Source organism: Pseudomonas sp. B7(2017) (assembly GCF_002112745.1).
Classification (GTDB): domain Bacteria; phylum Pseudomonadota; class Gammaproteobacteria; order Pseudomonadales; family Pseudomonadaceae; genus Aquipseudomonas; species Aquipseudomonas ekonensis.
The window spans coordinates 1-21046 of record NZ_NEIP01000022.1 but is presented as its reverse complement, the minus strand read 5'-3'; the positions used below and the strand labels follow the sequence as shown (position 1 = coordinate 21046).

General features: G+C 65.6%; 17 protein-coding genes, 1 rRNA gene and 2 pseudogenes. 9 read left to right on the top strand and 11 right to left on the bottom strand.

All coding sequences use genetic code 11. The features are described 5' to 3' along the window. Positions 1-62: 62 nt before the first annotated feature. Positions 63-587 carry a hypothetical protein gene (locus CAG29_RS25875; RefSeq protein WP_085584685.1) on the top strand — a complete coding sequence of 175 codons (525 nt, stop codon included), beginning with the start codon at positions 63-65 and terminating at the stop codon, positions 585-587. Here the strand turns inward: CAG29_RS25875 and CAG29_RS25870 are convergent. The 4 genes and pseudogenes from CAG29_RS25870 to CAG29_RS25860 form a co-directional block, all read right to left on the bottom strand. Next, entirely contained in the window at positions 584-1183 is a 600-nt protein-coding gene (locus tag CAG29_RS25870; RefSeq protein ID WP_085584683.1) for a flavin reductase family protein, read from the bottom strand. The genes CAG29_RS25875 and CAG29_RS25870 overlap by 4 nt on opposite strands. Before the next feature lie 154 nt (positions 1184-1337). Beyond that, positions 1338-1769, bottom strand: a pseudogene (locus CAG29_RS29190) (methyl-accepting chemotaxis protein); the annotation flags it as partial. A 156-nt stretch (positions 1770-1925) separates the two neighbouring features. Beyond that, positions 1926-2564 (bottom strand): annotated as a pseudogene (locus CAG29_RS29185) (PAS domain-containing protein); the annotation flags it as partial. Positions 2565-2766: 202 nt separating this feature from the next. After that, on the bottom strand, positions 2767-4080 hold the full coding sequence (locus CAG29_RS25860) for an MFS transporter (protein WP_085629358.1): 1314 nt from the start codon (positions 4078-4080) through the stop codon (positions 2767-2769). Positions 4081-4391: 311 nt separating this feature from the next. Here CAG29_RS25860 and CAG29_RS25855 point away from each other — a divergent pair, with 311 nt between their 5' ends. From CAG29_RS25855 to CAG29_RS25840, 4 genes are all read left to right on the top strand, one after another. Continuing rightward, entirely contained in the window at positions 4392-5810 is a 1419-nt protein-coding gene (locus CAG29_RS25855; protein WP_085656731.1) for a short-chain fatty acid transporter, read from the top strand. A gap of 158 nt (positions 5811-5968) precedes the next feature. Further along, complete coding sequence (acpA, locus tag CAG29_RS25850; protein WP_085695341.1) at positions 5969-7669, top strand: acid phosphatase; 1701 nt, start codon at positions 5969-5971, stop codon at positions 7667-7669. A 116-nt stretch (positions 7670-7785) separates the two neighbouring features. Then, positions 7786-8958, top strand: a complete 1173-nt coding sequence (locus CAG29_RS25845; RefSeq protein ID WP_085584673.1) for a hypothetical protein — start codon at positions 7786-7788, stop codon at positions 8956-8958. A gap of 177 nt (positions 8959-9135) precedes the next feature. Next, positions 9136-9654, top strand: a complete 519-nt coding sequence (locus tag CAG29_RS25840) for an SET domain-containing protein (protein ID WP_085584671.1) — start codon at positions 9136-9138, stop codon at positions 9652-9654. 8 nt (positions 9655-9662) lie between these two features. Here CAG29_RS25840 and can read toward each other — a convergent pair whose 3' ends face one another. After that, complete coding sequence (gene can, locus CAG29_RS25835) at positions 9663-10307, bottom strand: carbonate dehydratase (protein ID WP_085584669.1); 645 nt, start codon at positions 10305-10307, stop codon at positions 9663-9665. Between the two features lie 147 nt (positions 10308-10454). On the opposite strand from can, the gene CAG29_RS25830 reads away from it, so the two are divergent. Next, positions 10455-10859: a serine kinase/phosphatase gene (locus CAG29_RS25830; RefSeq protein ID WP_085695340.1), complete on the top strand. Its 405-nt coding sequence runs from the start codon at positions 10455-10457 to the stop codon at positions 10857-10859. 31 nt (positions 10860-10890) lie between these two features. Here the strand turns inward: CAG29_RS25830 and rimI are convergent, their stop codons facing one another. Both rimI and CAG29_RS25820 read right to left on the bottom strand, forming a co-directional pair. After that, the gene (gene rimI / locus CAG29_RS25825) at positions 10891-11343 is read right to left on the bottom strand and encodes a ribosomal protein S18-alanine N-acetyltransferase (RefSeq protein ID WP_085584665.1); all 453 of its coding nucleotides are present in this window, start codon (positions 11341-11343) and stop codon (positions 10891-10893) included. Continuing rightward, entirely contained in the window at positions 11336-12082 is a 747-nt protein-coding gene (locus tag CAG29_RS25820) for an energy transducer TonB (RefSeq protein WP_085641013.1), read from the bottom strand. The genes rimI and CAG29_RS25820 overlap by 8 nt, the downstream gene beginning before the upstream one ends. 232 nt (positions 12083-12314) lie before the next feature. Between CAG29_RS25820 and mksB the strand changes: the two genes are divergently transcribed. From mksB to mksF, 3 genes are read left to right on the top strand one after another with little or no spacing between them, the layout of a single operon-like run. Continuing rightward, positions 12315-13610, top strand: coding sequence for an Mks condensin complex protein MksB (gene mksB, locus CAG29_RS25815; protein WP_170930077.1), 1296 nt, complete (start codon positions 12315-12317; stop codon positions 13608-13610). Next, positions 13600-14301, top strand: coding sequence for an Mks condensin complex protein MksE (gene mksE / locus CAG29_RS25810; protein ID WP_085584659.1), 702 nt, complete (start codon positions 13600-13602; stop codon positions 14299-14301). The genes mksB and mksE overlap by 11 nt, the downstream gene beginning before the upstream one ends. After that, positions 14298-17138, top strand: coding sequence for an Mks condensin complex protein MksF (gene mksF, locus CAG29_RS25805; RefSeq protein WP_085695339.1), 2841 nt, complete (start codon positions 14298-14300; stop codon positions 17136-17138). The genes mksE and mksF overlap by 4 nt, the downstream gene beginning before the upstream one ends. Positions 17139-17235: 97 nt before the next feature. Here mksF and CAG29_RS25800 read toward each other — a convergent pair whose 3' ends face one another. The 4 genes from CAG29_RS25800 to rrf form a co-directional block, all read right to left on the bottom strand. Further along, entirely contained in the window at positions 17236-19539 is a 2304-nt protein-coding gene (locus CAG29_RS25800) for an intermembrane transport protein PqiB (protein WP_085695338.1), read from the bottom strand. Next, positions 19532-20155, bottom strand: a complete 624-nt coding sequence (locus CAG29_RS25795) for a paraquat-inducible protein A (protein ID WP_085584653.1) — start codon at positions 20153-20155, stop codon at positions 19532-19534. The genes CAG29_RS25800 and CAG29_RS25795 overlap by 8 nt, the downstream gene beginning before the upstream one ends. After that, positions 20142-20801, bottom strand: coding sequence for a paraquat-inducible protein A (locus CAG29_RS25790; protein ID WP_085584651.1), 660 nt, complete (start codon positions 20799-20801; stop codon positions 20142-20144). Before CAG29_RS25790 ends, CAG29_RS25795 begins: the two co-directional genes overlap by 14 nt. A gap of 148 nt (positions 20802-20949) precedes the next feature. Next, a 5S ribosomal RNA gene (gene rrf, locus CAG29_RS25785) occupies positions 20950-21046 on the bottom strand; the annotation flags it as partial.

Here is a 21046-nt window from a genome sequence, read left to right as displayed (position 1 = left end):
ATCCGCCCTGAAGCCGTTGATTTAAGGTGTTACATCTTCAACTGCACAAGGCACGGCATTCCATGAGCAACCGCTGGCAGAGCAATTCATACGCGGATTTCGGAAGGTTTCTGCGGCGTTTCAGAACCGAGCTGATCGTCGGTTTCCTGCTGGGGACGGTGCCGCTGCTGATGCACTCGACCCGTCCCTCGGAGCTGCATGCCATGCTCCAGGCCCTGCTGGCCAGCACCCCGGTGATCGACCACGCCGTGTGCCTGCTGCTGATCTACAGCCTGGTGTGCCTGCACAAGAAACTGTACCGGCTCAAGACAGACCGCATGCGGGAGCGCTTCGAGTCGATCTACCAGGTGACCGCCGAGGTCGGCACCAGCTTCCTCACGCTGCTGCGCACCGGACTGGGGGCCATCGTCGGCTTCCTGATCATCGCACCGTTCATCGAAGTGGAGCCCGTGGCCCTCAAGCAGTGGCTGGCCAACGCCGTGCTGGGCATCATGACCCTGGTGCTGTCGGCCTGGGTGTCACTGCTGCACGACTTTCTGCTGCCGCAGCCGAGCCGTGCCCACGTGAAGAACCATATCCGCCTTTAGGCCTTGAGCGCCTTGCCGTCCACCGGGTCGCCGATCTTCAGGAAGTGCCCGCCGGCCACATGGTGCAGCGTGCGCAAACCGTCCTGACCGTCGAAGTGCCAGCGGCCGTCGCTGAACACGCGTTCGTCCGCCTGGGCGGCGATCACCTCGGCGAGAAACAGGTCGTACCGGTCATGGTTGTGCGGCTCCGGCAGCAGCCGGCATTCCAGCCAGGCCACGCAGCCGTCGAGCATCGGCGCCTGCACCTGTTCGCCTTCGAACGTCTGCAAGCCAAAGGCCTGGAACTTGTCCCGGCCCTGGGCCTGGCTGATCTCAAGCCCGGAGGTCGAACCGACGGTCTGCACGACGTCGGCCTGAAGCGCACAAGGGACGTTGAGCACGAAGGTGCCGCTGGCTTCCAGCAGTTGCCGCGTCCAGGTGGACTTGTCGAGCACCACCGCCACCTTCGGCGGTTCGAAGTCCAGCGGCATGGCCCAGGCGGCGGCCATGATGTTGCGCTGGCCGTCGTGGGCGGCGCTGACCAGCACGGTCGGGCCGTGGTTGAGCAGGCGGTAGGCTTTGTTCAGGGGAACCGGGCGGCGGTGGGAAACGCTCATGGGCATCTGCTCCGGGAAAAGGAACCGATTGTAGCCTCAGCCCCAATGACTGTGGGAGCGAGCCTGCGTGCGAGGGCGCCCCGTCAGTCACCTGGAACGTGAGTGATCGGACGCCATCGCGAGCAAGCTCGCTCCCACAGGGAGAAGCCTTGAATCAGTTGGACAGCTGGTTGGCGAACTGGCCGACCGCGTTCACCACCTTCTGCGCACCGTCCTGGATCTCGACGATCACGGTGCCCGCCTCCGCCGCCAGCGCCAGGCCCTGTTCGGCCTGGAGCTTGCCGTCGGTCATCAAGGCCACGGCGTTGCGCGCCATGTCCTGGTTCTGGCGCACCACGCCGACGATCTCTTCGGTGGCCTGGCTGGTGCGCGAGGCCAGTTGCCGCACTTCGTCGGCCACCACCGCAAAGCCCCGCCCCTGCTCGCCGGCGCGGGCCGCTTCGATGGCAGCGTTGAGCGCCAGCAGGTTGGTCTGTTCGGCGATGCCGCTGATGGTCTTGACGATGGTGCCGATCACCAGCGACTGCTCGTTCAGCGCCTCGATGCCTTCGCCGGCGGTCTGCATGTGCCGTGACAGGTCGCGCATCACATTGACCGCTTCGGTCACCACCGCGGTGCCGCGCTGGGCGGTGCTGTCGGTCTGCAGCGAGGTGCTGTAAGCGATGTTGGCGGCTTCGGCGACCGCCTGCTCCTGGTTGACCTGGTCGGTGATCACCGTGGCGAACTTCACCACTTTGTAGAGCTTGTCGTTGGCGTCGACCACCGGGTTGTAGGAAGCCTCCAGCCACACGGTGCGGCCATGGCTGTCCACCCGCTTGAAGCGGCCGGCCACGAACTCGCCGTTGTTCAGGCGGCGCCAGAAGTTCTGGTAGTCGGCGCTGCCGGCTTCCATCGGGTCGCAGAACATGCGGTGATGCTTGCCCTGGATCTGCGCCAGGCTGTAGCCCATGCCATTGAGGAAGCGGTCGTTGGCGCTCAGCACGTTGCCGTTGAGGTCGAACTCGATCACGGCGGTCGAACGCACCAGCGCCCCGATCAGGTTCTCGTGCTCGCGCGAGGCCTCGATGGTGCGGGTCAGGTCGCTGGAGTAGATCGCGAAATACTTGATCCGCCCGTCCGAGGAGCGGATCGGCTGCGAAATGGAACGCAACCAGGCTTCTTCGCCATTGCCGCGCAGCAGGCGCACGGCCCCGGCGAAGTGTTCGCCGCGGGTCAGCGCGGCGCGGAAACGGTGGTGGAACTCATCGGACTTCACATGGGCCGGCACGATGTCTTCCAGGGCACGACCGATCAGGTCGTGGCTCCGGTAGCCCATCTCGTTGAGGAAATTCTGGTTGGCGGACTGGATGCGTCCGTCGGGCTCAAGGGTCAGCACCAGCATCTCGCTTTCCAGACTCTCTTTCACTTGCAGAAGGCTGGAGAGTTCTTCGCGAAGAGCCGCGAGCTCTTGCTTCAGGCGTGTATTGAACATGGGAAAGCACCGATGGGTAGAAAGCGGGTATGCCACCTAACCATCGGCCTCGGGATTCTTTTCTGAAGTGCGCTTGAGGGCTGTCCTACAAAAATAGTTCGGCCCCCGCCACTCAGGCGGTTCCCGCCACCCGGCACTGTCCCGGATGCGGCATCCGCGAGCCGAAATACGCCGCGCCGGCCAGGCCCGCCAGGCCCATCACGGCGCAGAAGATCACGCAGACCCACGGGCTCCACGGCATCAGCCCGACCAGCAGCAGCGGCGTGACGCTGGCCCAGGCCGCGTAGGCGATGTTGTAGGTGAAGGAGATCCCCGACACCCGGATCCGCGCCGGAAACAGACCGACCATCACCGACGGCACCGCCCCCACCACGCCGCAGGCGAGCCCGGCCACGGCATAGGCGAGGCCGATCCAGCCGCCCCCGCCGATCAGGCAGGCGTACAGCACGCCGATGCCCAGCGGCAGCAGCAGGCTGTAGAGCATGACCGTGCGCCAGGCGCCGATGCGGTCGACCAGTTTGCCGGCGATCACGCAGCCGATGTTCAGGAACACGATGCCCAGCGCGCTCAAGGCGAAGGTGCGGCTGGCGGTCATGCCGAAGGTCTTCTGCATCATGGTCGGGGTGATGACCACGAACACCACCACCGCCGACGTCAGCACGCAGGTCAGCAGCATGGCCGGCAGCATCGCCAGGCGGTGCTCGCGCAGCACCGTGCGCAGCGGCAGTTCGACCCGCGCTTCGCGCTGCGCCTCCATCGCCATGAACACCGGCGTCTCGCTGAGCCAGCGGCGCAGCCACACACCGATCACGCCGAACACGCCGCCGAGCAGGAACGGGTAGCGCCAGGCGTAGTCGAGTACTTCCGCCGGGGTGAACATCTGCGCCAGGAAGGTCGCGGTCAGCGCGCCGATCAGGTAACCGAAGGTCAGGCCGGCCTGCAGAAAGCCCAGGGCATAGCCACGGTGGCCCGGCGGCGCGTGCTCGGCGACGAACACCCAGGCGCTCGGCACCTCGCCGCCCACCGCCGCCCCTTGCAGGATGCGCAGCGCCAGCAGGAGCAGCGGCGCGAAGTAGCCGATCTGCGCGTACGTCGGCATCAGCCCGATCAGCAGGCACGGCAGCGCCATCATCAGGATGCTCAGGCTGAAGACCTTCTTGCGCCCCAGGCGGTCGGCGAAATGCGCCATCAGGATCCCGCCCAGCGGCCGCGCCAGATACCCGGTGACGAAGATCCCGAAGCTTTGCAGCAGGCGCAGCCATTCGGGCATTTCCGGCGGGAAGAACAGCTGGCTGAGGGTCAGGGCGAAGAACACGAAAATGATGAAGTCGTAGATCTCCAGCGCCCCGCCCAACGCCGCAAGACCTAAGGTCTTGTAGTCGGAACGGCTGAAAGGGGCCGGTCGGGCAAGCGGGTCGGCAGTCATGACAGGGGCTCGGGCAGCGGCAAAAACCGGGGCGCCCATGGTCTACGCAAACGGGCCGGGGGACAACCCGTTAGACCATAGTCCCGGTTTTGCAAAACCTGCTCACGGAAAGGCCGGCGCCTGATTTACTGTTGGGGCCTGTCCGCAGACACCACGCCAGACACACCGTGGCAGCGGGCTTGCCCCCGAAGAGGCCGTTGCGTCCGGCACCGATGCCGACCGGCCTGACGCCTTCGCGGACAAGCCCGCTGCCACAGGGGGCGCGGCGCTTCTGACGGATCACAATAAACATAAGAATCCGAGGTATTCCCGTGGCCGTTGACATCGAAGATAGCCGCTCCGCCCGTTTTGCCCTGCGCTGTTCCAACTTTGCCGAACGCTGGTTTCCCGATTCCTGGGTGTTCGCCGCGCTCGCCGTGATCATCGTGGCCCTGGCCACCCTGGCCATGGGCGCCAAGCCCACCGACGCCGCCATGGCGTTCGGCGACGGGTTCTGGAGCCTGATCCCCTTCACCATGCAGATGGCCTTCGTGGTGATCGGCGGCTATGTGGTCGCCAGCTCGCCGCCCGCCGTGAAACTGATCGACCGCCTGGCGCGGCTGCCCAAGAACGGCCGTTCGGCCGTGGCCTGGGTCGCGCTGATCTCGATGGTCGCCTCGCTGCTCAACTGGGGCCTGTCGTTGGTGTTCGGCGGCTTGCTGGTGCGCGCCCTCGCCCGGCGCAGCGACCTGAAGATGGACTACCGCGCCGCCGGCGCCGCGGCCTACCTGGGCCTCGGCGCGGTATGGGCGCTGGGCCTGTCCTCGTCGGCCGCGCAACTGCAGGCCAACCCCGGCAGCCTGCCGCCGTCGATCCTGTCGATCACCGGGGTGATCCCGTTCACCCAGACCATCTTCCTCTGGCAGTCCGGCGTGATGCTGCTGGCGCTGATCGTGGTGTCGATCATCATCGCCTACGCCACCGCCCCCGGCCCGAACTCCGCCCGCGACGCCCAGGCCTGCGGCATCGACCCGAGCTTCAACCTGCCGCCGCTGCAACCGCGCACCCGCCCCGGCGAGTGGCTGGAACACAGCCCGCTGCTGATCATCGTGCTGGTGCTGCTGGCGGCCGGTTGGCTGTTCCACGAGTTCTCGACCAAGCCTGCGATCACCGCGATCTCCGGGCTGAACACCTACAACTTCCTGTTCATCATGCTCGGCGCGCTGCTGCACTGGCGTCCGCGCAGTTTCCTCGACGCGGTCGCCCGCGCCGTGCCGACCACCACCGGAGTGCTGATCCAGTTCCCGCTGTACGGCTCCATCGCCGCGCTGATGACCACGGTCAAGGGCGCCGACGCCCAGACCCTGGCCCACCACATCTCGACGTTCTTCGTCAGCATCGCCTCCCACGACACCTATGCGCTGCTGATGGGCGTGTACTCGGCGATCCTCGGCTTCTTCATCCCGTCCGGCGGCGGCAAGTGGATCATCGAGGCGCCGTACGTGATGCAGGTGGCCAACGACCTCAAGTACCACTTGGGCTGGGCGGTGCAGATCTACAACGCCGCCGAGGCCCTGCCGAACCTGATCAACCCGTTCTACATGCTGCCGCTGCTGGGCGTGCTGGGGCTGAAGGCGCGGGACTTGATCGGCTTCTCGTTCGTGCAGTTGCTGGTGCACACGCCGTTGGTGCTGGTGTTGCTGTGGGCACTGGGGACGACGCTGGCCTACCTGCCGCCGGTGATGCCGTAACCGCCTCGGCTGACGGATACGGGCCTGACGGGCGCGCGGACACGCCGCGCTCCCGCTGGGACGGGCCTGGCCTTGCGGACGGTCACCCAACCGTCACATTCCCTTGCTAGCGTCCGCCAGAAATATACTGAAACAATTAAGCAGACACAGGCTTCTAGATGAACGACGACACAAACGACAGCGCCCCGCCCTCCCCCGACCATGACCTTCCTGCCGACACCAGTCGCCGCCGTTTCCTCGGCGGTGTGGCGGTGCTCGGCGCCGGAGCGACGCTGGCGGCCTGCGGCAACCGCGGCGACGGACCGGACAAGCCGGACGAACGTCCGCTGTCGGCGGCCGAACTGGACAAGGCCCTGCAAACCCACGTGAAGACCGTGGTGGTGATCTACGCCGAGAACCGCAGCTTCAACAACCTGTTCGGCGACTTCCCGGGCGTCGAGCGACCGCTGTCGGCCCTCAAGCCCGCCGACTACCAGCAGCGCGACCGCGACGGCAGCCTGCTGCCGGCCCTGCCTCCCGCCTGGGGCGGCATCCTGCAGACCGGCCCGCAGACCCTGGACGGCGTGACGTACCCCACCGCCGTGCAGTTTCAGGAAAACCTGCCCAACGCACCGTTCGCCCTCAAAGGGCCGAACGCCGAAGACTTGCCGCTGGGCCTGGTGACCCGCGACCTGTGGCACGTGTTCTACCAGAACCAGATGCAGATCAACGGCGGCAAGAACGACGGCTTCGTGGCCTGGGCCGACTCCGGCGGCCTGACCATGGGCCACTACGCACAGAGCCGCTATTCCCTGCGCCTGTGGGACGTCGCCCGGGAATTCGTGCTGTGCGACAACTTCTTCCAGGGCGCTTTCGGCGGCTCCTTCCTCAATCACCAGTACCTGATCAGCGCCACCGTGCCTTTCTATCCGCACGCGGCCGAGTCGGTGGCCAAAGGTCAGATCGCGTCCCTGCAGAGCGACGACCCCGCCGACCCGCGCCTCAAGCCGCTGGAGCAATCCCCGGCCAGCGCCATGACCGGCCCGCCGCAGTTCGGCCCGAGCGCGCTGACGCCGGACGGCTATGCGGTGAACACCCTGGCGCCACCGTACTGGCCCACCTGGATCCGCGACCCGGAGCGGCCGGCCTATTCCAAACCGGACCTGCCCAACGTCCTGGTGCCCCAGACCCACGAACACATCGGCGACAAGCTCTCCAAGCGCAACATCGACTGGGCCTGGTACGCCGGCGCCTGGCAAGCGACGCTGGATCAGTTCAAGGACTCGGGCGGCATCCCCAAGATCCCGAACTTCCAGTACCACCACCAGCCGTTCAACTACTTCCGCCAGCAGGGGCCCGAGAACCCCGAAGAGCGCGCCCGGCGCCTGCGTGACGCGGGCCTGGGCGACGAGTCGGGCAGCAACCGCTTCTTCGCCGACGCCGAGGCCGGCATGCTGCCAGCCGTCAGCTTCTACAAGCCCCAGGGCAACCTGAACATGCATGCCGGCTACGCCGACGTGGCCTCCGGCGACCGCCACATCGCCAGGGCCTTGAAGGTGCTGCAGGAAAGTCCGCAATGGAAAAACATGGTGGTGATCGTCACGGTCGACGAGAACGGCGGCTGGTGGGACCACGTCGCGCCGCCCAAGGGCGACCGCTGGGGCCCCGGTTCCCGGGTGCCGGCGCTGGTGGTGTCGCCGTTCGCCCGCAAGGGCACGGTGGACCATACGGTGTACGACACCGCCTCGATCCTGCGCCTGATCACCCGGGTGTTCCGGCTGGAGAAGCTCGACGGGCTCAGGCAACGCGACGAGGCCATGGCCGCCCGGGGCCAGAAACCGCTGGGCGACCTGACCGCCGCCCTGCGTTTTCCGGTCTGAGGAGAGCGCCTGCGGGCGTGCAAAAAAACTCCGTGCGGGCGCTTCTCTGCGCCGTACGGCTGATCCAATATGGCACGCATCCCATCTCCGGGACCCACGCTGAAAAGGATCTGAGCATGTTCAAACTCGCAGGACTCACTCTCGCCGCGCTGACCCTCAGCGCGGCGGCCCACGCCGATGTCGACCTGAAGCTGGGCAGCACCGAACGCGTCACCCGCCTCTTCGCCTACCCCAACAACTGCAGCGTGATCTGCTTCCGCAACTGGACGCTGGAACAGACCGTGTCGCACTACCTGACCCAGAGCGTGCAGCGCGACGGGTACGCCAACGCCAAGGTGCTGGTGAAGACCGACAACGATCAGCTCTACGCCGAGATCAGCGGCGTGCCGCAGGGCTACGACAAGCCGCTGTCCGCCCTGCTGGACGCCGGCGACCTGGCCTACACCGGCGCCAGCAAGCTCAACGCCGACGGCAAGTGGGCGTACAGCTGGTATCTGTTCCTGCCGCTGGGCATGGCCCTGGAGAACCGCAAGAGCGTCGAGCTGCTGCACTTCCCGCCGGACTATTCGCTGACCCAGGCCCAGGACTACCTGCGCTCCAACACCACCGACCGCTGGGCGGCGCTTCTGACCGACAACGGCATCCCCGCCGACCAGACCCCGGCCTACCAGACCATCGTCGACATCGCCCCGATCGCCGCGCCGGCCAGCGCCGGCAAGGATCTGGAAGGCGTCTACGACTACTTCAAGGACTACCAGACCACCATGGTCAAGCAGGTCAGCGTCAGCGCCAACGGCGCCGCGTTGCCGATGGTGGCCTTCGGCGCGCCGGTGCGTAACTGGATCAAGCAGCAGTACGGCCAGACCGTGAACGTGCTGGGCCTGGCGACCATCAGCCCGAGCGATGGCGTGAAGGTGCCGGTGCTGGGCTCCAACCACCCGAGCTACATCTGGTACGCGGCGGATCCGGAAACCTACACCGGCGACGACGCCCAGGCCAAGGCCGACGCGGCCGGCCTGAAGGTGATGGGCCAGGACCTGAGCGCCGCCTGCTGGCAGGCGGGCATGGGCAGCAAGCCGGGCAGCGATCCGAAGACCCTGCTCGACAGCTGCACCCAGACCTGGCAAGTCACGCAGAAGGTCAAGACCTGCGAGCTGTTCTACACCTCGATCCGCAACCTCACCCCGGAGCAGGCGGCGGCCAAGTGCACCACCGCGCCGGTCAAGACGCAGCTCAAGGCCCTGAAGGAACCGCTGCCGGCCACCGCCCAACCCGCCCCGCACCTGTAAGGCACGCTCGACGCCCCTTGTGTCAGCCAGGACTGACGCAAGGATGCGTCCATTTCGCCTGTCAGATCTGACAGTAGACCTGCCGGGCCGCTCGCGAGAACATTGAGCCAATCAGCGAAACAGTACCGACAGGACGTCGGTTTTGAGGAATCAACACGACCATCGACAGGGACAGTTATGAACCGTTGCGTCGTCCAACGACCCGTGCCGCGCGACACGGAAGGCATCTATCCGTTCGCGGGGCTGCCGGTCCGCCTAGGCTTTCCCTCCCGGCACGACTTCGAGATCGTCCACGATCCCCAAGGCCTGCCCTCGGCCGTCGTGGCGCGCAAGGGATTCCTGCGCATCAGCCGCATGTGCCGGATCTCGGGGCAACTGCTGCCCTACCGCTGCCGGCAGACCCGGCAGTTGCTGCCGGACGTGCATCTGTATGACCCGAGATTCTGCGGGTTGATCGGACATGCCTGCGACCCGAACGTGTTCCTGGACATGAGCGAACTGTGGCTGTGGGCGCTCAGGGACATCGCGCCGGGCGAGCGGCTCACGGTCGATCTGGCCGCCACCGAAAGCAAGGTGCTGCACCAGTTCGCCTGCGGCTGCGGCGCCCCGCGCTGCCGCGGCTGGATCACCGGGTTCGACGAACCGCCGAACCCGCAAGGCCAGCGCTTCCTGCAGGACTGGAGGCGCCGGCGCTGATCACGCCGTCACGGCGCCCCGACCGGACGCAGGCGGTATTGCGGCGGCAGTTGCTCGAAACCGCTGATGGTGGTGTTCAGGCTTTTCCAGCGACCGTCCTTGATGCCGTAGATGCAGCCGTGCACCGACAGGCTCTGGCCGCGGTGCCAGGCGTTCTGCACGATGCTGGTATGGGCGACGTTGGCCACCTGCTGGATCACGTTGAGTTCGCACAGGCGGTCGACCTGCTCTTCCTCGGTCGCAAGCTTGGCGATCTCTTCGCGCTTCTCGTAGTACAGGTCGCGGATCGAACGCAGCCAGCCGTCGATCAGGCCGAACTGGCGATCCTGCATCGAGGCCCGCACACCGCCGCAGCCGTAGTGGCCGGTCACCAGGATGTGCTTGACCTTGAGCACGTCCACCGCGTACTGGATCACAGACAGGCAGTTGAGGTCGGTGTGCAGTACCACGTTGGCGACGTTGCGGTGCACGAACAGATCGCCCGGCAGCATGCCGACGATCTCGTTGGCCGGCACCCGTGCGTCGGAGCAGCCGATCCACAGATACTCCGGCGTCTGCTGGCGGGCCAGCTTGGCGAAGAAATCCGGGTCTTCCTTGGTGATCGCGTCAGCCCAACGCTCGTTGTTATCAATCAGGTCTTGTAAGTCATGCATGCTGTAAGGCCTCAAGAAAGATGCGTGGGTGTGACAGTCGACCGCCGGTCGGGGTCACGGATGCGCGGCAAGTGTTTTCATCGGAATTTCTCGGGTGCCCGGTGAGTCCACCCAGATAAGGCCCACAGCATAGTACGAGGAATTGCCATGAACGACTCACGACGCCCCTTCGACGCAGCGCAGCCGGCGCCGATCGATGATACCCAAGACCGCATGGGGTCGGTGCACGAGCTGGATTTCGACGACGAACAGCCGGACGCCAAGATCGGCGACGAACTGCCGCCCCGGGAGCGCGAACAGCTGATGCCCCGCCAGCGGGTGCGTGAAGCGGGCATGACCGGTGCTTCCGTCGGCGACCATCAGCCCACCGACGATGACCTGAGCCCGGAGACCCTGATCCGCGAAGACGGCGCCAGGGATGCCCGTGAGGCCGGTCGGGACGATCCGGCGGACTGGGACTTGAGCATCGTCGACAGCCGGGACATCGGCGCCGGCGACGGGCCGGACGAGGCGGAACTGGCCAGGCGCGACCCGCTGGACCGCAAGCGCTGAGACCGTGCAGGCCTTGTGCGGCCAGAGGGGATCAGTCGACCAGCGTGCAGACCATCACCACGGCGTCCTCGCGTCCGCCCACCGCCGGGTAGTAGTCCCGGCGCCGGCCGACCTCGTTGAAGCCGTAGCGCTCGTACAGGCGAAACGCCGCGGTGTTGCTGTCGCGCACCTCCAGGAAACACTCCCGCGCCTCGGCCGCGTAGGCTCGGGACATCAGGTGCTCCAGCAGTTTGAGCCCCAGGCCGCGGCCCTGGTTCTCGGGCTTGACCGTGATGTTCAGCAGGTGCGCCTCGTCCAGGATGATCTGGACGACGCCGTGACCGACCTGCTGCTGGCCTTCGAACATCAGCCAGATCTGGTACTTGCCCAGACCGTCGAGAAAGATCCCGCGGGTCCACGGGTGGCTGTACGCCGCGTATTCGATCTTCAGCACAGCGTCCAGGTCCGCCTCGGTCATCGGGCGGAACGATACAGCGTCACTCATTCGATTCTTTCCAGCGCGCCATCAGCCGGCGCATGGCTTGCCACACGGCGCCCTTGCGCTGCGGCTCTTCCATCAACAGTTCCAGGCCCGGCAACGCCCAGGCCGGGCCGAGCCCTTCGATCTGCAGTTCGCGGTTGAACGCCTCGGCGTCCGCCTCGCCGGCAAACCGCACCGCCGGCAGACCGATCAGCCACACAAACGCACACGGCGCTTCTTCCATGCGCACCGACAGGAACCCCTGGACGAAATCCCGGGCCGCCTCCGGCCCCTGATCCATCGAACTGCGCACCAGCAGCGGCCAGCGCACCGGCTCGCCGACGATCTGCGGGGCGTCCGGCAGGCCGGCGGCGCGCAGCATGTCCTTGAGCAGCAGGTAGGCCGGATCCCGGGACTGGAACGGCTCGCCGGTGGGCAGCTCGACCAGCAGGAAGCACCGCCCGGCCCGCAGCAGCTGCAGGGCGAAACGCGGCGGCGGCACCGGTGCGGGACGCACGACCGGCGCCGCCTCCTCGGCGTCCTCCACCGGTTTGGCGGCAGGACGGCCGGCGGCCGGCGTCGGGCGCGGCACTTCGATCTTCACCCGCTCGGCCGCACGCGGGGCCGATTGCGCCGGGGCCGAGGCCGCAGAGGCCGGCAGATCCGGCACGACGGCCTCGGGTTCAGGCGCCTCCAGCAACTCGGGCCGCGACGGCGCGGCAAAGGGCAATTCGGTGCGCGGCAGCCAATTGACCACCTGCATGGCGTTCAGATAGGCGCGGCGGCGGGACTCGATAAGCAAGGGTCGGCCACTTGTGGATAACTTAAAGTGCGCTGATTCTACCGCCCTTCGCTCAAGATCGCTTGCTGTTGATCGATAGCCTTGACCGGTGTCCGTTCACCAAAGAATGCGACAGCCCGTCCCGAGAATGAATCGCACCGCGCGCGATGCAGTACAATCGCGGCTTTTATCCGCCAACCAGCCGGCCATTCCGATGATCGAACCCAAGCGCGTCTTGCGCGCCCTCGCTGAACACTGGGCACTTCTGGAGCCACTGTGCGAGCACTTCGACCAAGGCACCCTGAGCCTCAACGAACTGCGCACGCAACTGGCCGCCCAGCAACTGGAAAGCACGCCGCAGGACATCACCCACCTGCTCGACGTGTGGATCCGCCTCGACATTCTGGTGCCCGTGGCCAAAAGCCCGAACCGTTTCGAGCTCAACGCGCAGATCCACGACTTCCTCGCCTACCTGCGCCGTGAACACCGCCTGGGCCTGTGCCTGGAGATCGAAGCCTACCTGCGCCACCTCGAACGCCTGGCCGGCTACATCCAGGACGCCTTCGAGATCCGCGACGGCAACGACCTCGCCCGTCAGTTGCGCCTGCTCGACATGCGCGTGCGCGACGTCCTGAAGAAGCTCGACAACGACGAGCAGGCCCTGGTGGCCGTGGCCGAACGGGCCAAGACCAGCGACCGGCAGATCCCGCTGCGCCAGCGCTACGCCGAAGTGCTGGCGACCTGGGACGAGTACGTCGAGCCGATGATCGACCTGGTCAACGCCGACGGCGCCTTCGAACAGGGCGTGCGCAAGGTCGAGACCGTGCTGCTCAAGATGCTCAGCGAACAGCAGCGCCTGGGCCATCTGGTCGACGACGACATGCTGCTGCGCACCCACGCGCGCATCCTCGAAATGCAGACCAGCGCCCAGCTCACCCTGCGCCACGCCCGGGAACTGCTGCTGCCGCTGCGCGAAGAGGCCCGCCGGCACAACGCCGTGACCCGCGGCGCCGCCCTCGCCCTGGCGGCGATCCGGCGCAAGGGCCTCGACGCCGTGCCGCAGGCGGCGATGCCGTTGTTCACCCGTCCGCAAAGCACGTTCCTGGGCAGCGCCAGCCAGGTCGAGGCCTACGTGTACGCCCTCGCCCGCTTCGAGCCGAAACCGGCGCGCTTCCCCAAGGCCCACAAGACCGCCAAGGGCGGCGACGCCCCGCGGGCGCCGCGCACCGTGCGCGAAATGGTCGACCGCTGCGAAGAAGCCCTGCCGATGCCGGATCTGATGAACTGGCTGCTGGAGCAGGAACCGGACGGCGCCACCGACGAACTGCTCTACTGGTTCTCGCGCCTGTCGCGGGAGAAACGCTTCAAGCGCGAGCGTCTGGAGCGCCGCGAATACCACACTCACGAGCACCGGGTCAGCCTGCGCTCCTTCGCCCTGCTCTCGGCCCGCGACACCGCCGCCGAGGATGCTGCGAGCCCCCTCTCTGCAGGTACTTCTCATGCATCTTGATCTATCCGAACTGTCCCAACTCGCGCCGATCTTCCGCGAACTGTTCAAGGGCTACCACGTCAGCCGCCGCGATCCGGAACTGTACGCGCAACTGTCCAACTTCCAGGACCAGTACCGCACGCTGTTCAAGGCCCTGGGCTTCGAACTGGTCTGCGACACCCGCGGCTTCTACTACTTCGTGCCGGACATGGCCGCCGCCGCGGTGAACAAGACCGCCCAGCGCCTGGCGCTGTTCACCTTCATCCTCGTCGAGCACCTGGCCGACCAGGGCCGCGACCCGATCGCCGTGCTCGACGGCGGCAGCCTCGGCCGCGAGGAACTGCCGTCGCTGCTGGAAAAGTACCGCGACCTGTTCATCCAGGCCGAAGTGCAGACCCAGGACGAACTCGAAGAGAAGATCATGCGCCGCATGACCCAGCTCGGCTTCGCCAGCGAAGAGAACGGCGTGTACCGCTTCCTGCCGCCGATGCACCGTTTCCTCGACGTGTGCCTGTCGGTGCAGCAGGACCGCGACCTGGCGGCCAGCGTCCACAGCGTCCTGCCGCTGCCGGCGCCGGTGCTGATCGACGCCGCGGCCGAAGCGAAGTTTCTGGCCACCGACGACCCGCTTGACCTGTCCGAATTCGAGGACGAAAGCGAAGAAGACGCACTGGCCCGGGCCATTGCCGAAGAACAGGAGTATGGCGAATGAGCCAGGAACGCTACGGCATCCGCCGCTTTGCCCTTTTGAACACCGCCGGCTACAGCCTGGGCCTGTTCCCGCTGGAAGAGCCGCTGTCGGTCTACGGCGCGAACAACCTCGGCAAGTCCGCCTCGATCAACGCCTTGCAGTTCCCGATCCTGGCGCGCATGTCGGACATGAGCTTCGGCAAGTACAGCCTGGAGCAGTCGCGGCGTTTCTACTTCGCCTCGGACACCAGCTACATCCTCGTCGAAGTCAACCTGCCCCACGGCCCCCACGTGATCGGCGTGGCCGGTCGCGGCCCGGGCGGCGGCTTCGGCCACCAGTTCTTCGCCTACGCCGGCAAGCTCGACCTGGCCCACTACCAGAAAGACGACACCTGCCTGCGCCAGAAGGAGCTGTTCAGCAACCTTGAGCGCGAAGGCCTCAAAGCCTACGAGCTCAAGCCCGACGAACTGCGTCGCCTGCTGGTCGGCGGCCATACGTCGATCCCGCTCGACCTGACCCTGATCCCGCTGCGCTCCACCAACGAGCAAAGCCTGAAGACCTTCCGCGCCCTGTTCATCAACCTGCTGCACATGCGCGAAATCACCGCAGCCAAGCTCAAGCAACTGTTCCTCGACGCGTTCGAGCACAGCCTGCGCTCCGGCAGCGTCGACTACATCGCCGCCTGCGAAGAAGCCTTCCGCGATGTGCGCCGCATGGAACAGGACTACAACTCGCTGGTGGCCGCCGGCCCGCTGGTCGAGGCCCTGGCCAACGGCGTCAAGCAGCGCGACGTGTTGCGCGGCAAGCTGCATCGCCTGTCGCCGCTGCTCGACTCGCTGCTCGGCACCTGGTCGGACTACGCCAACGCGCGCAAGGAAGAGCTGACGATCCAGGCCGAACACTACCGCCGCGAGCAGGACGACCTGCAGAACGACCAGCGCGGCGGCACCCAGGAACTGATGCGCCTGGAGCGGGAAATCACCGGCATCCAGCGCTGGCTCGGTGAGCTGTCGGTGCTCAAGCACCGCTTTGCGTTGGTCGACGACGTCAAGGTGCTGGAGCAGCAGTTGCTGGCCGCCAAGGACGCCCACGACGAACTGGCCGGCGCCCTGGCGCAGTCCCGTCAGTTCAGCGCCGAAGATCTGGAAGAGCGCCTGCGCGATCTGGAGAAGCGCCTGAAGTCGGTGAAGCAGCAACTCGACCACGCCGACAACAACAGCTACGCCCGCCTGCGCGAAGAGTTCTCCCAGCAGGACGTCGAACGCCTGATGCGCCTGTTTAACAGTGCGCTGTTCAGCCTGCCGCTGGGCGAACACGGCATCGCGCTGGACGACGCCGGAGAATGGGTCAAGTCCGTGGAACTGATCCTCGACGGCTTCAAGGGCGAGCGCTTCGAGGTGCCGGGCCTGTCCATCGACATCTCGCACATCGAGCCGCCGGCCCTCCAGGCCCTGGCCGACCGCGCCGCGCTGCGCGACCAGAAGGAGCGTCTGGAAAAAGAGCTCAAGCAACTCAAGACCCAGCAGGCCGTGGCCGCCGACCGCGCCGCGAGCAAGACCCAGACCGAAACGCTGTACCAGCAGGTGCTGGACGCGCAGAAGGCGCTGGAAGACTTCCGCCGCACCCAGACTCTGAGCGCCGAGGAAGGCGACAAGCTCGAACAGCTCGCGCAGATGGAAGCCGCCCAGGACGAGCTCAAGCGCTCCAGCGATGCGTTCACCGAACGCGTCCAGCAGCTGTCGGCCAAGCTGCAACTGGTCGGCCGGCAGATCGCCGACATGGAAGCCAAGCAACGCACCCTCGACGACGCCCTGCGCCGCCGTCAGTTGCTGCCGGCGGATCTGCCGTTCGGCACGCCGTTCATGGATCCGGTCGACGACTCGATGGACAACCTGCTGCCGCTGCTCAACGACTACCAGGACAGCTGGCAGGGCCTGCTGCGCTGCGACGGCCAGATCGAAGCGCTGTACGCCCAGGTGCGCCTCAAGGGCGTGGCCAAGTTCGACAGCGAAGACGACATGGAGCGCCGCCTGCAGCTGCTGATCAACGCCTACGCGCACCGCACCGACGAAGCCCTCACCCTGGGCAAGGCGCGGCGCGCGGCGGTCACCGACATCGCCCGTACCCTGCGCAACATCCGCAGCGACTACGACAGCCTCGAACACCAGTTGGCGCTGTTCAACCGCGAGATCAACAAGCGTCAGGTGTCCAACCTGCAAAGCTTCCGCATCGTGCTGGCACCGAACAAGGAAGCGCTCAAGCACATCGACCAGATCATCCACAGCGCCGGCCAGTACGAGGAAGGCGAGACCCTGTCGGTGTTCGACCTGAGCCAGAGCGCCGAGCAGGACAACAAGAACGAAGAGGCCAAGGAATACCTGGCGCGGCTGGTGGCGGCCAACCACAACCAGCTCGGCCTCAAGGACTTGTTCGAACTGGCGTTCGAGATCACCAAGGTCAACGGCCAGCCGGTGATCCACACCGACATCGACGGTGCGGCGTCCAACGGCACCACCATGACCATCAAGGCGCTGACCAACATGTACCTGTTGCTGCACTTGATGGACCGCGACCTGGCCGGCCGCGTGCGTCTGCCGTACTACCTCGACGAGGCGGCGGACATCGACGAGAAGAACCAGGCCGCGCTGCTGGAGACCAGCCTGCAGCTGGGCTTCGTGCCGATCCTGGCGAGCGTGAAGCCGCAGGTCTGCGCCAGTGTCGCCATCGACCTGGAAGGCGGCAGCGGCCCGGCGGGGATCTACATCGACGAGGCGGACTGGAAGTACATCCGCCGTCACGACGTGGTGAAGGCCACCCTCAACGCGCAAGCCGACGAGCCGGAGCTGGACGCGGTCTGATCCGCGTGGGCTGAAGGCAAAACAAAGGGCCGCGATCCAATGGATCGCGGCCCTTTTTCTTGGCCTGGGATTTTCAGTGCCGGCGCCTACGCATAGGTCACTTGCCGAGCGGAATCTTCGGCGCCCAGGTCAGCCACTCGTCCTCGAACTTGTCGAACAGCGGGAACGTCTGCTCCGCACGGGCCGGGCTGCCCATCCGCTCGCCGTCCGGCGTGGCGAAGGCGATGCCGCCCTGGATCAGGGTCTCCAGCGACTCGGTGCGCACCGTCACGCCCTTGAACAGACCGTAATCGAAGCCCAGGCCGCTGGTGTTCCAGAACCGCGTGCCGCTGCGCACCAACGGCGCGTACTTCGGTTCGATCAGGATGTGCACCAGCACCCGGTCCGCCGTCTGCCCCAGCTCGTAACCGGTGACTTTGCCCACCGTGATTTCGCGGTAGGTCACCGGCACGCCAGGCTTGAGCGAGCCCCGGCGGGCGGCGCTCAGCACCAGGCTCAGCCCCGGCTCCTGTTTCGCCGCTTCCGGCGGGCTGGCCAGCGCCACGAAGTTGTTCTGCGGCCCGAGGCTCTTCGCCGCCGGCTGCACTTCCAGGTATTGGCCGGTGACCAGGGTCTCCAGGTTGGAGGTCTTGATCAGCCCCAGCTCCGGCTTGACCACCCAGAACTGACTGCCGACCCGGGCGATGCGCTCCGGCACTTCGGTGATGCGGGCAGTCAGGATCACCGACTGCAGGTCGTCCGTCAGGTCGACGCTCTCGACCTTGCCGACATCCAACCCCTTGAAGCGGATCGGCGTGCCGCTGCGTAACCCGTCGGCGCGGTCGACCTTGATCGTCACCACCTCGCCTTTCTGGTTCGCCTCGTCATGGTTGGCGAACAGACGGAAACGCGGAATGCGCTTCTGCAGCGGTGCCTTGGCCTGCGGCGTCTCGAATGCGATGCCGCCGGCCATCAGGCTCTGCAGGGATTCGCTCTTGACCTGGATGCCGCTGGTCAAGCCGCCCGTCAGCGTGACGCCGCTGGCGTTCCAGAAACGGGTGGAGGCGTTGACCAGGTTTTCGTATTCCTTCTCGATGTGCACGCCGATGACCAATTGCTTCTTGGTCTTGGAGAACTGATAGCTCTGCACCGAACCGACCTTGACTTGCTTGTAGAGCACCGGGCTGCCGACCTCCAGCGAGCCCAGGTTGTCGGTGAACAGCACCAGGTGCAGGCCCGGCGCCCGCAGGTCGAGCGGCGGCGCCTTCGGCCGGGCCTCGAACTCGCGCTGCGGCGCCGCACCCTTGTCGCCCGGGCGCACAGCGATGTAGTTGCCTTTAACCAACGCTTCCAGGCCGGTGATGCCGGCCAGGGAAATCGACGGTTTGACCACCCAGAACTGAGTGCCGGCCACCAGATAGTCCTCGGCCAGCGGGTCGAGGGTCAGTTCAGCGGTGGCGGTGGACAGGTCCGGATCGATCTTCAGCGCCTTGAGGTTGCCGACCTGGATGCCCTTGTACATCACCGGCGTACGGCCGGCCTGCAAACCTTCGTAGTCGCTGAGCTTGACCTTCACCCGGATCCCGGCGGCCGCGGCGTCGAAGTCCTCGTAGAGGCGGAACGGCAGGCTCGGGTCGGTGGGCGGGCTGTCCTTGCGGTTCTCCGGGGTGGCGAACGCGATGCCGCCGGCGACGATGCTGGCCAGGGATTCGCTGCGCACCTTCACGCCTGACAGGTTGGCGTCGATGCTGATGCCGCTGGCGTTCCAGAACCGCGTGTGCTTGCGCACCAGTTTGGCGTAGGCCGGTTCGATGAACACTTTGAGCTCGACGGTGTTCTGGTCTTCGGACAGCAGGTAGCTTTTGATCTGGCCGACCTTGATCTGCTTGTAGAACACCGGGCTGCCACGGTCCAGCGAGCCAAGGCGATCCGCCTTGATGGTCAAGTGCAGGCCCGGCTGGGAATCGGACAGCGGCGGCTCTTCGGCCAGGGCCGTGAACTTGCGGGTCGGCTCGCCTTCTCCCGGGCTGATGGCCACGTAGTTGCCGGACACCAGGGTCTCGAGGCCAGTGATGCCGGCCAGGCTCACGCTCGGCTTGACCAGCCAGAAACGGGTGCTGGTCTTGAGGTACTGTCCGACATCCTTGTTCATCTCGATCGTGGCGATCACGCCTTTGGAGTTGCCTTCGTCGTCGAGCTTTAGGGCCTTCACCTTGCCGACCGTCATGCCTTTGTAAAACACTTCGGTCTTGTTGGCCTGAATGCCCTCGCCGCTTTCGAAGCGCACCTGAATCTCGATGCCGGTCTCGTTGTAGGCACGCCAGCCGAGCCAACCGCCGATGATCAGGGCGATCAGGGGCAGCACCCAAATGGCGGACCAGTTCGAGGCCGGTCGGGTTTTCGCTACAGGCAAATCAGTCATGGTCGGCATCCGACTCCGTGTTGTCCCAAATCAGTCGGGGATCGAAAGTGACAGCGGCGAGCATCGTCAGGATCACCACACTGGCGAAGGCGACGGCGCCGAGATTGGCTTCGACGCTGGCGAGCCGGCCGAAGTTGACGACCGCCACCAGGATGGCGATCACGAAAATGTCGAGCATCGACCAGCGGCCGATGAACTCGATGAAGCGGTACATCCAGATCCGCTGACGTGCGGACAACGGCTGGTGCCGCTGCACGGAAAACAGCAGCAGGGCGATGCCCACCAGCTTGAACGTCGGCACCAGGATGCTGGCGATGAACACCACCGCCGCGATCGGGATCATCCCGTGCTGCACCAGTTGGATCACGCCGGACATGATCGTGGCGGGCTCGCCTTGGCCCAACGCGCTGACGGTCATGATCGGCAACACGTTGGCCGGGATGTAGATGATGGCGGCCGTGATCAACAACGCCCAAGTACGCACGAGGCTGTTCGGACGCCGGGCGTGGACCTGCGCTCCGCAACGCGTGCACGTCTGCTCATCGGTGCCGGCCTCCTGCCTGTTCAGTTCATGGCATTCGGCACAGATCAGAATGCCTGCATCAATCGCCCGCATGGGCATCCTCTCCTGATAACGCCTGCCAGATTTGATGCGGTGACATCACCACCTCCAGCCAGACCTGAACCAACAGCAAACCGATGAAGCACATCAGGCCGAGACCGACGGTGATCGCCGCCATGTCCGCCAACTTGACGATCGCCACCAGCACGCCCATGAGGTACACCTCCAGCATTCCCCAGTCCCGCATGTGGTGATAGATCCGATAGAGCAGCAGGCCATAACTGCGTCCGACATTGAAGCGGATCGTCAGCAGCACCATCAATTGGCACAACAGCTTGAGCAGCGGAATCGCCATGCTGCACAGGAACACGACGATCGAGACGCCGCGCATGTCGGTGTCGAAAAGACCGACGACGCCGCTCCAGACCGTGTCCTGCGATGATTGCCCGAGTACATTGAGCTGCATGATGGGCAGAAAGTTCGCCGGCACATAAAGCAATAGCGCCGCCACAACCAGGGCGAGGCTGCGCTGCACCACGTTGTGGCGATGGGCGTACAGTTCGTAGCCGCAGCGAGGGCAAAGGGCTTTCTCGCCATGGGCAAGTTTCGGCTTGCGCATCAGCAAGTCGCACTCATGGCAGGCCACCAAGTCATCCAGCGGTAAATCTGACAGCCCGGGGGCGTCAACCGAATCAGACATAAGGGCACTGGCTCCGAAAAAGAGGGGTCTATTTTAGTGTTCTTATTCGAAAATAACTGTGCAAATTTGTTCTGCGTACGCTAACAAAACTTTCCTGCGGGCAAAACAAAACCCCAACCGCTTTCGCAGTTGGGGTTTCGGAATTTAATCTTGACGATGACCTACTCTCACATGGGGAAACCCCACACTACCATCGGCGATGCATCGTTTCACTTCTGAGTTCGGGATGGGATCAGGTGGTTCCA

What these genes read in the sequence shown, in the direction of transcription:
- CAG29_RS25875 (WP_085584685.1), top strand. Translation starts at nt 63, where the DNA reads ATGAGCAACCGCTGGCAGAGCAATTCATACGCGGATTTCGGAAGGTTT.
- acpA (WP_085695341.1), top strand. Translation starts at nt 5,969, where the DNA reads ATGAACGACGACACAAACGACAGCGCCCCGCCCTCCCCCGACCATGAC.
- CAG29_RS25790 (WP_085584651.1), bottom strand. Translation starts at nt 20,801, where the DNA reads ATGTCTGATTCGGTTGACGCCCCCGGGCTGTCAGATTTACCGCTGGAT.
- mksE (WP_085584659.1), top strand. Translation starts at nt 13,600, where the DNA reads ATGCATCTTGATCTATCCGAACTGTCCCAACTCGCGCCGATCTTCCGC.
- CAG29_RS25795 (WP_085584653.1), bottom strand. Translation starts at nt 20,155, where the DNA reads ATGCGGGCGATTGATGCAGGCATTCTGATCTGTGCCGAATGCCATGAA.
- mksB (WP_170930077.1), top strand. Translation starts at nt 12,315, where the DNA reads ATGATCGAACCCAAGCGCGTCTTGCGCGCCCTCGCTGAACACTGGGCA.
- CAG29_RS25820 (WP_085641013.1), bottom strand. Translation starts at nt 12,082, where the DNA reads ATGCAGGTGGTCAATTGGCTGCCGCGCACCGAATTGCCCTTTGCCGCG.
- CAG29_RS25830 (WP_085695340.1), top strand. Translation starts at nt 10,455, where the DNA reads ATGAACGACTCACGACGCCCCTTCGACGCAGCGCAGCCGGCGCCGATC.
- CAG29_RS25800 (WP_085695338.1), bottom strand. Translation starts at nt 19,539, where the DNA reads ATGACTGATTTGCCTGTAGCGAAAACCCGACCGGCCTCGAACTGGTCC.
- can (WP_085584669.1), bottom strand. Translation starts at nt 10,307, where the DNA reads ATGCATGACTTACAAGACCTGATTGATAACAACGAGCGTTGGGCTGAC.
- CAG29_RS25840 (WP_085584671.1), top strand. Translation starts at nt 9,136, where the DNA reads ATGAACCGTTGCGTCGTCCAACGACCCGTGCCGCGCGACACGGAAGGC.
- rimI (WP_085584665.1), bottom strand. Translation starts at nt 11,343, where the DNA reads ATGAGTGACGCTGTATCGTTCCGCCCGATGACCGAGGCGGACCTGGAC.
- CAG29_RS25860 (WP_085629358.1), bottom strand. Translation starts at nt 4,080, where the DNA reads ATGACTGCCGACCCGCTTGCCCGACCGGCCCCTTTCAGCCGTTCCGAC.
- mksF (WP_085695339.1), top strand. Translation starts at nt 14,298, where the DNA reads ATGAGCCAGGAACGCTACGGCATCCGCCGCTTTGCCCTTTTGAACACC.
- CAG29_RS25845 (WP_085584673.1), top strand. Translation starts at nt 7,786, where the DNA reads ATGTTCAAACTCGCAGGACTCACTCTCGCCGCGCTGACCCTCAGCGCG.
- CAG29_RS25870 (WP_085584683.1), bottom strand. Translation starts at nt 1,183, where the DNA reads ATGAGCGTTTCCCACCGCCGCCCGGTTCCCCTGAACAAAGCCTACCGC.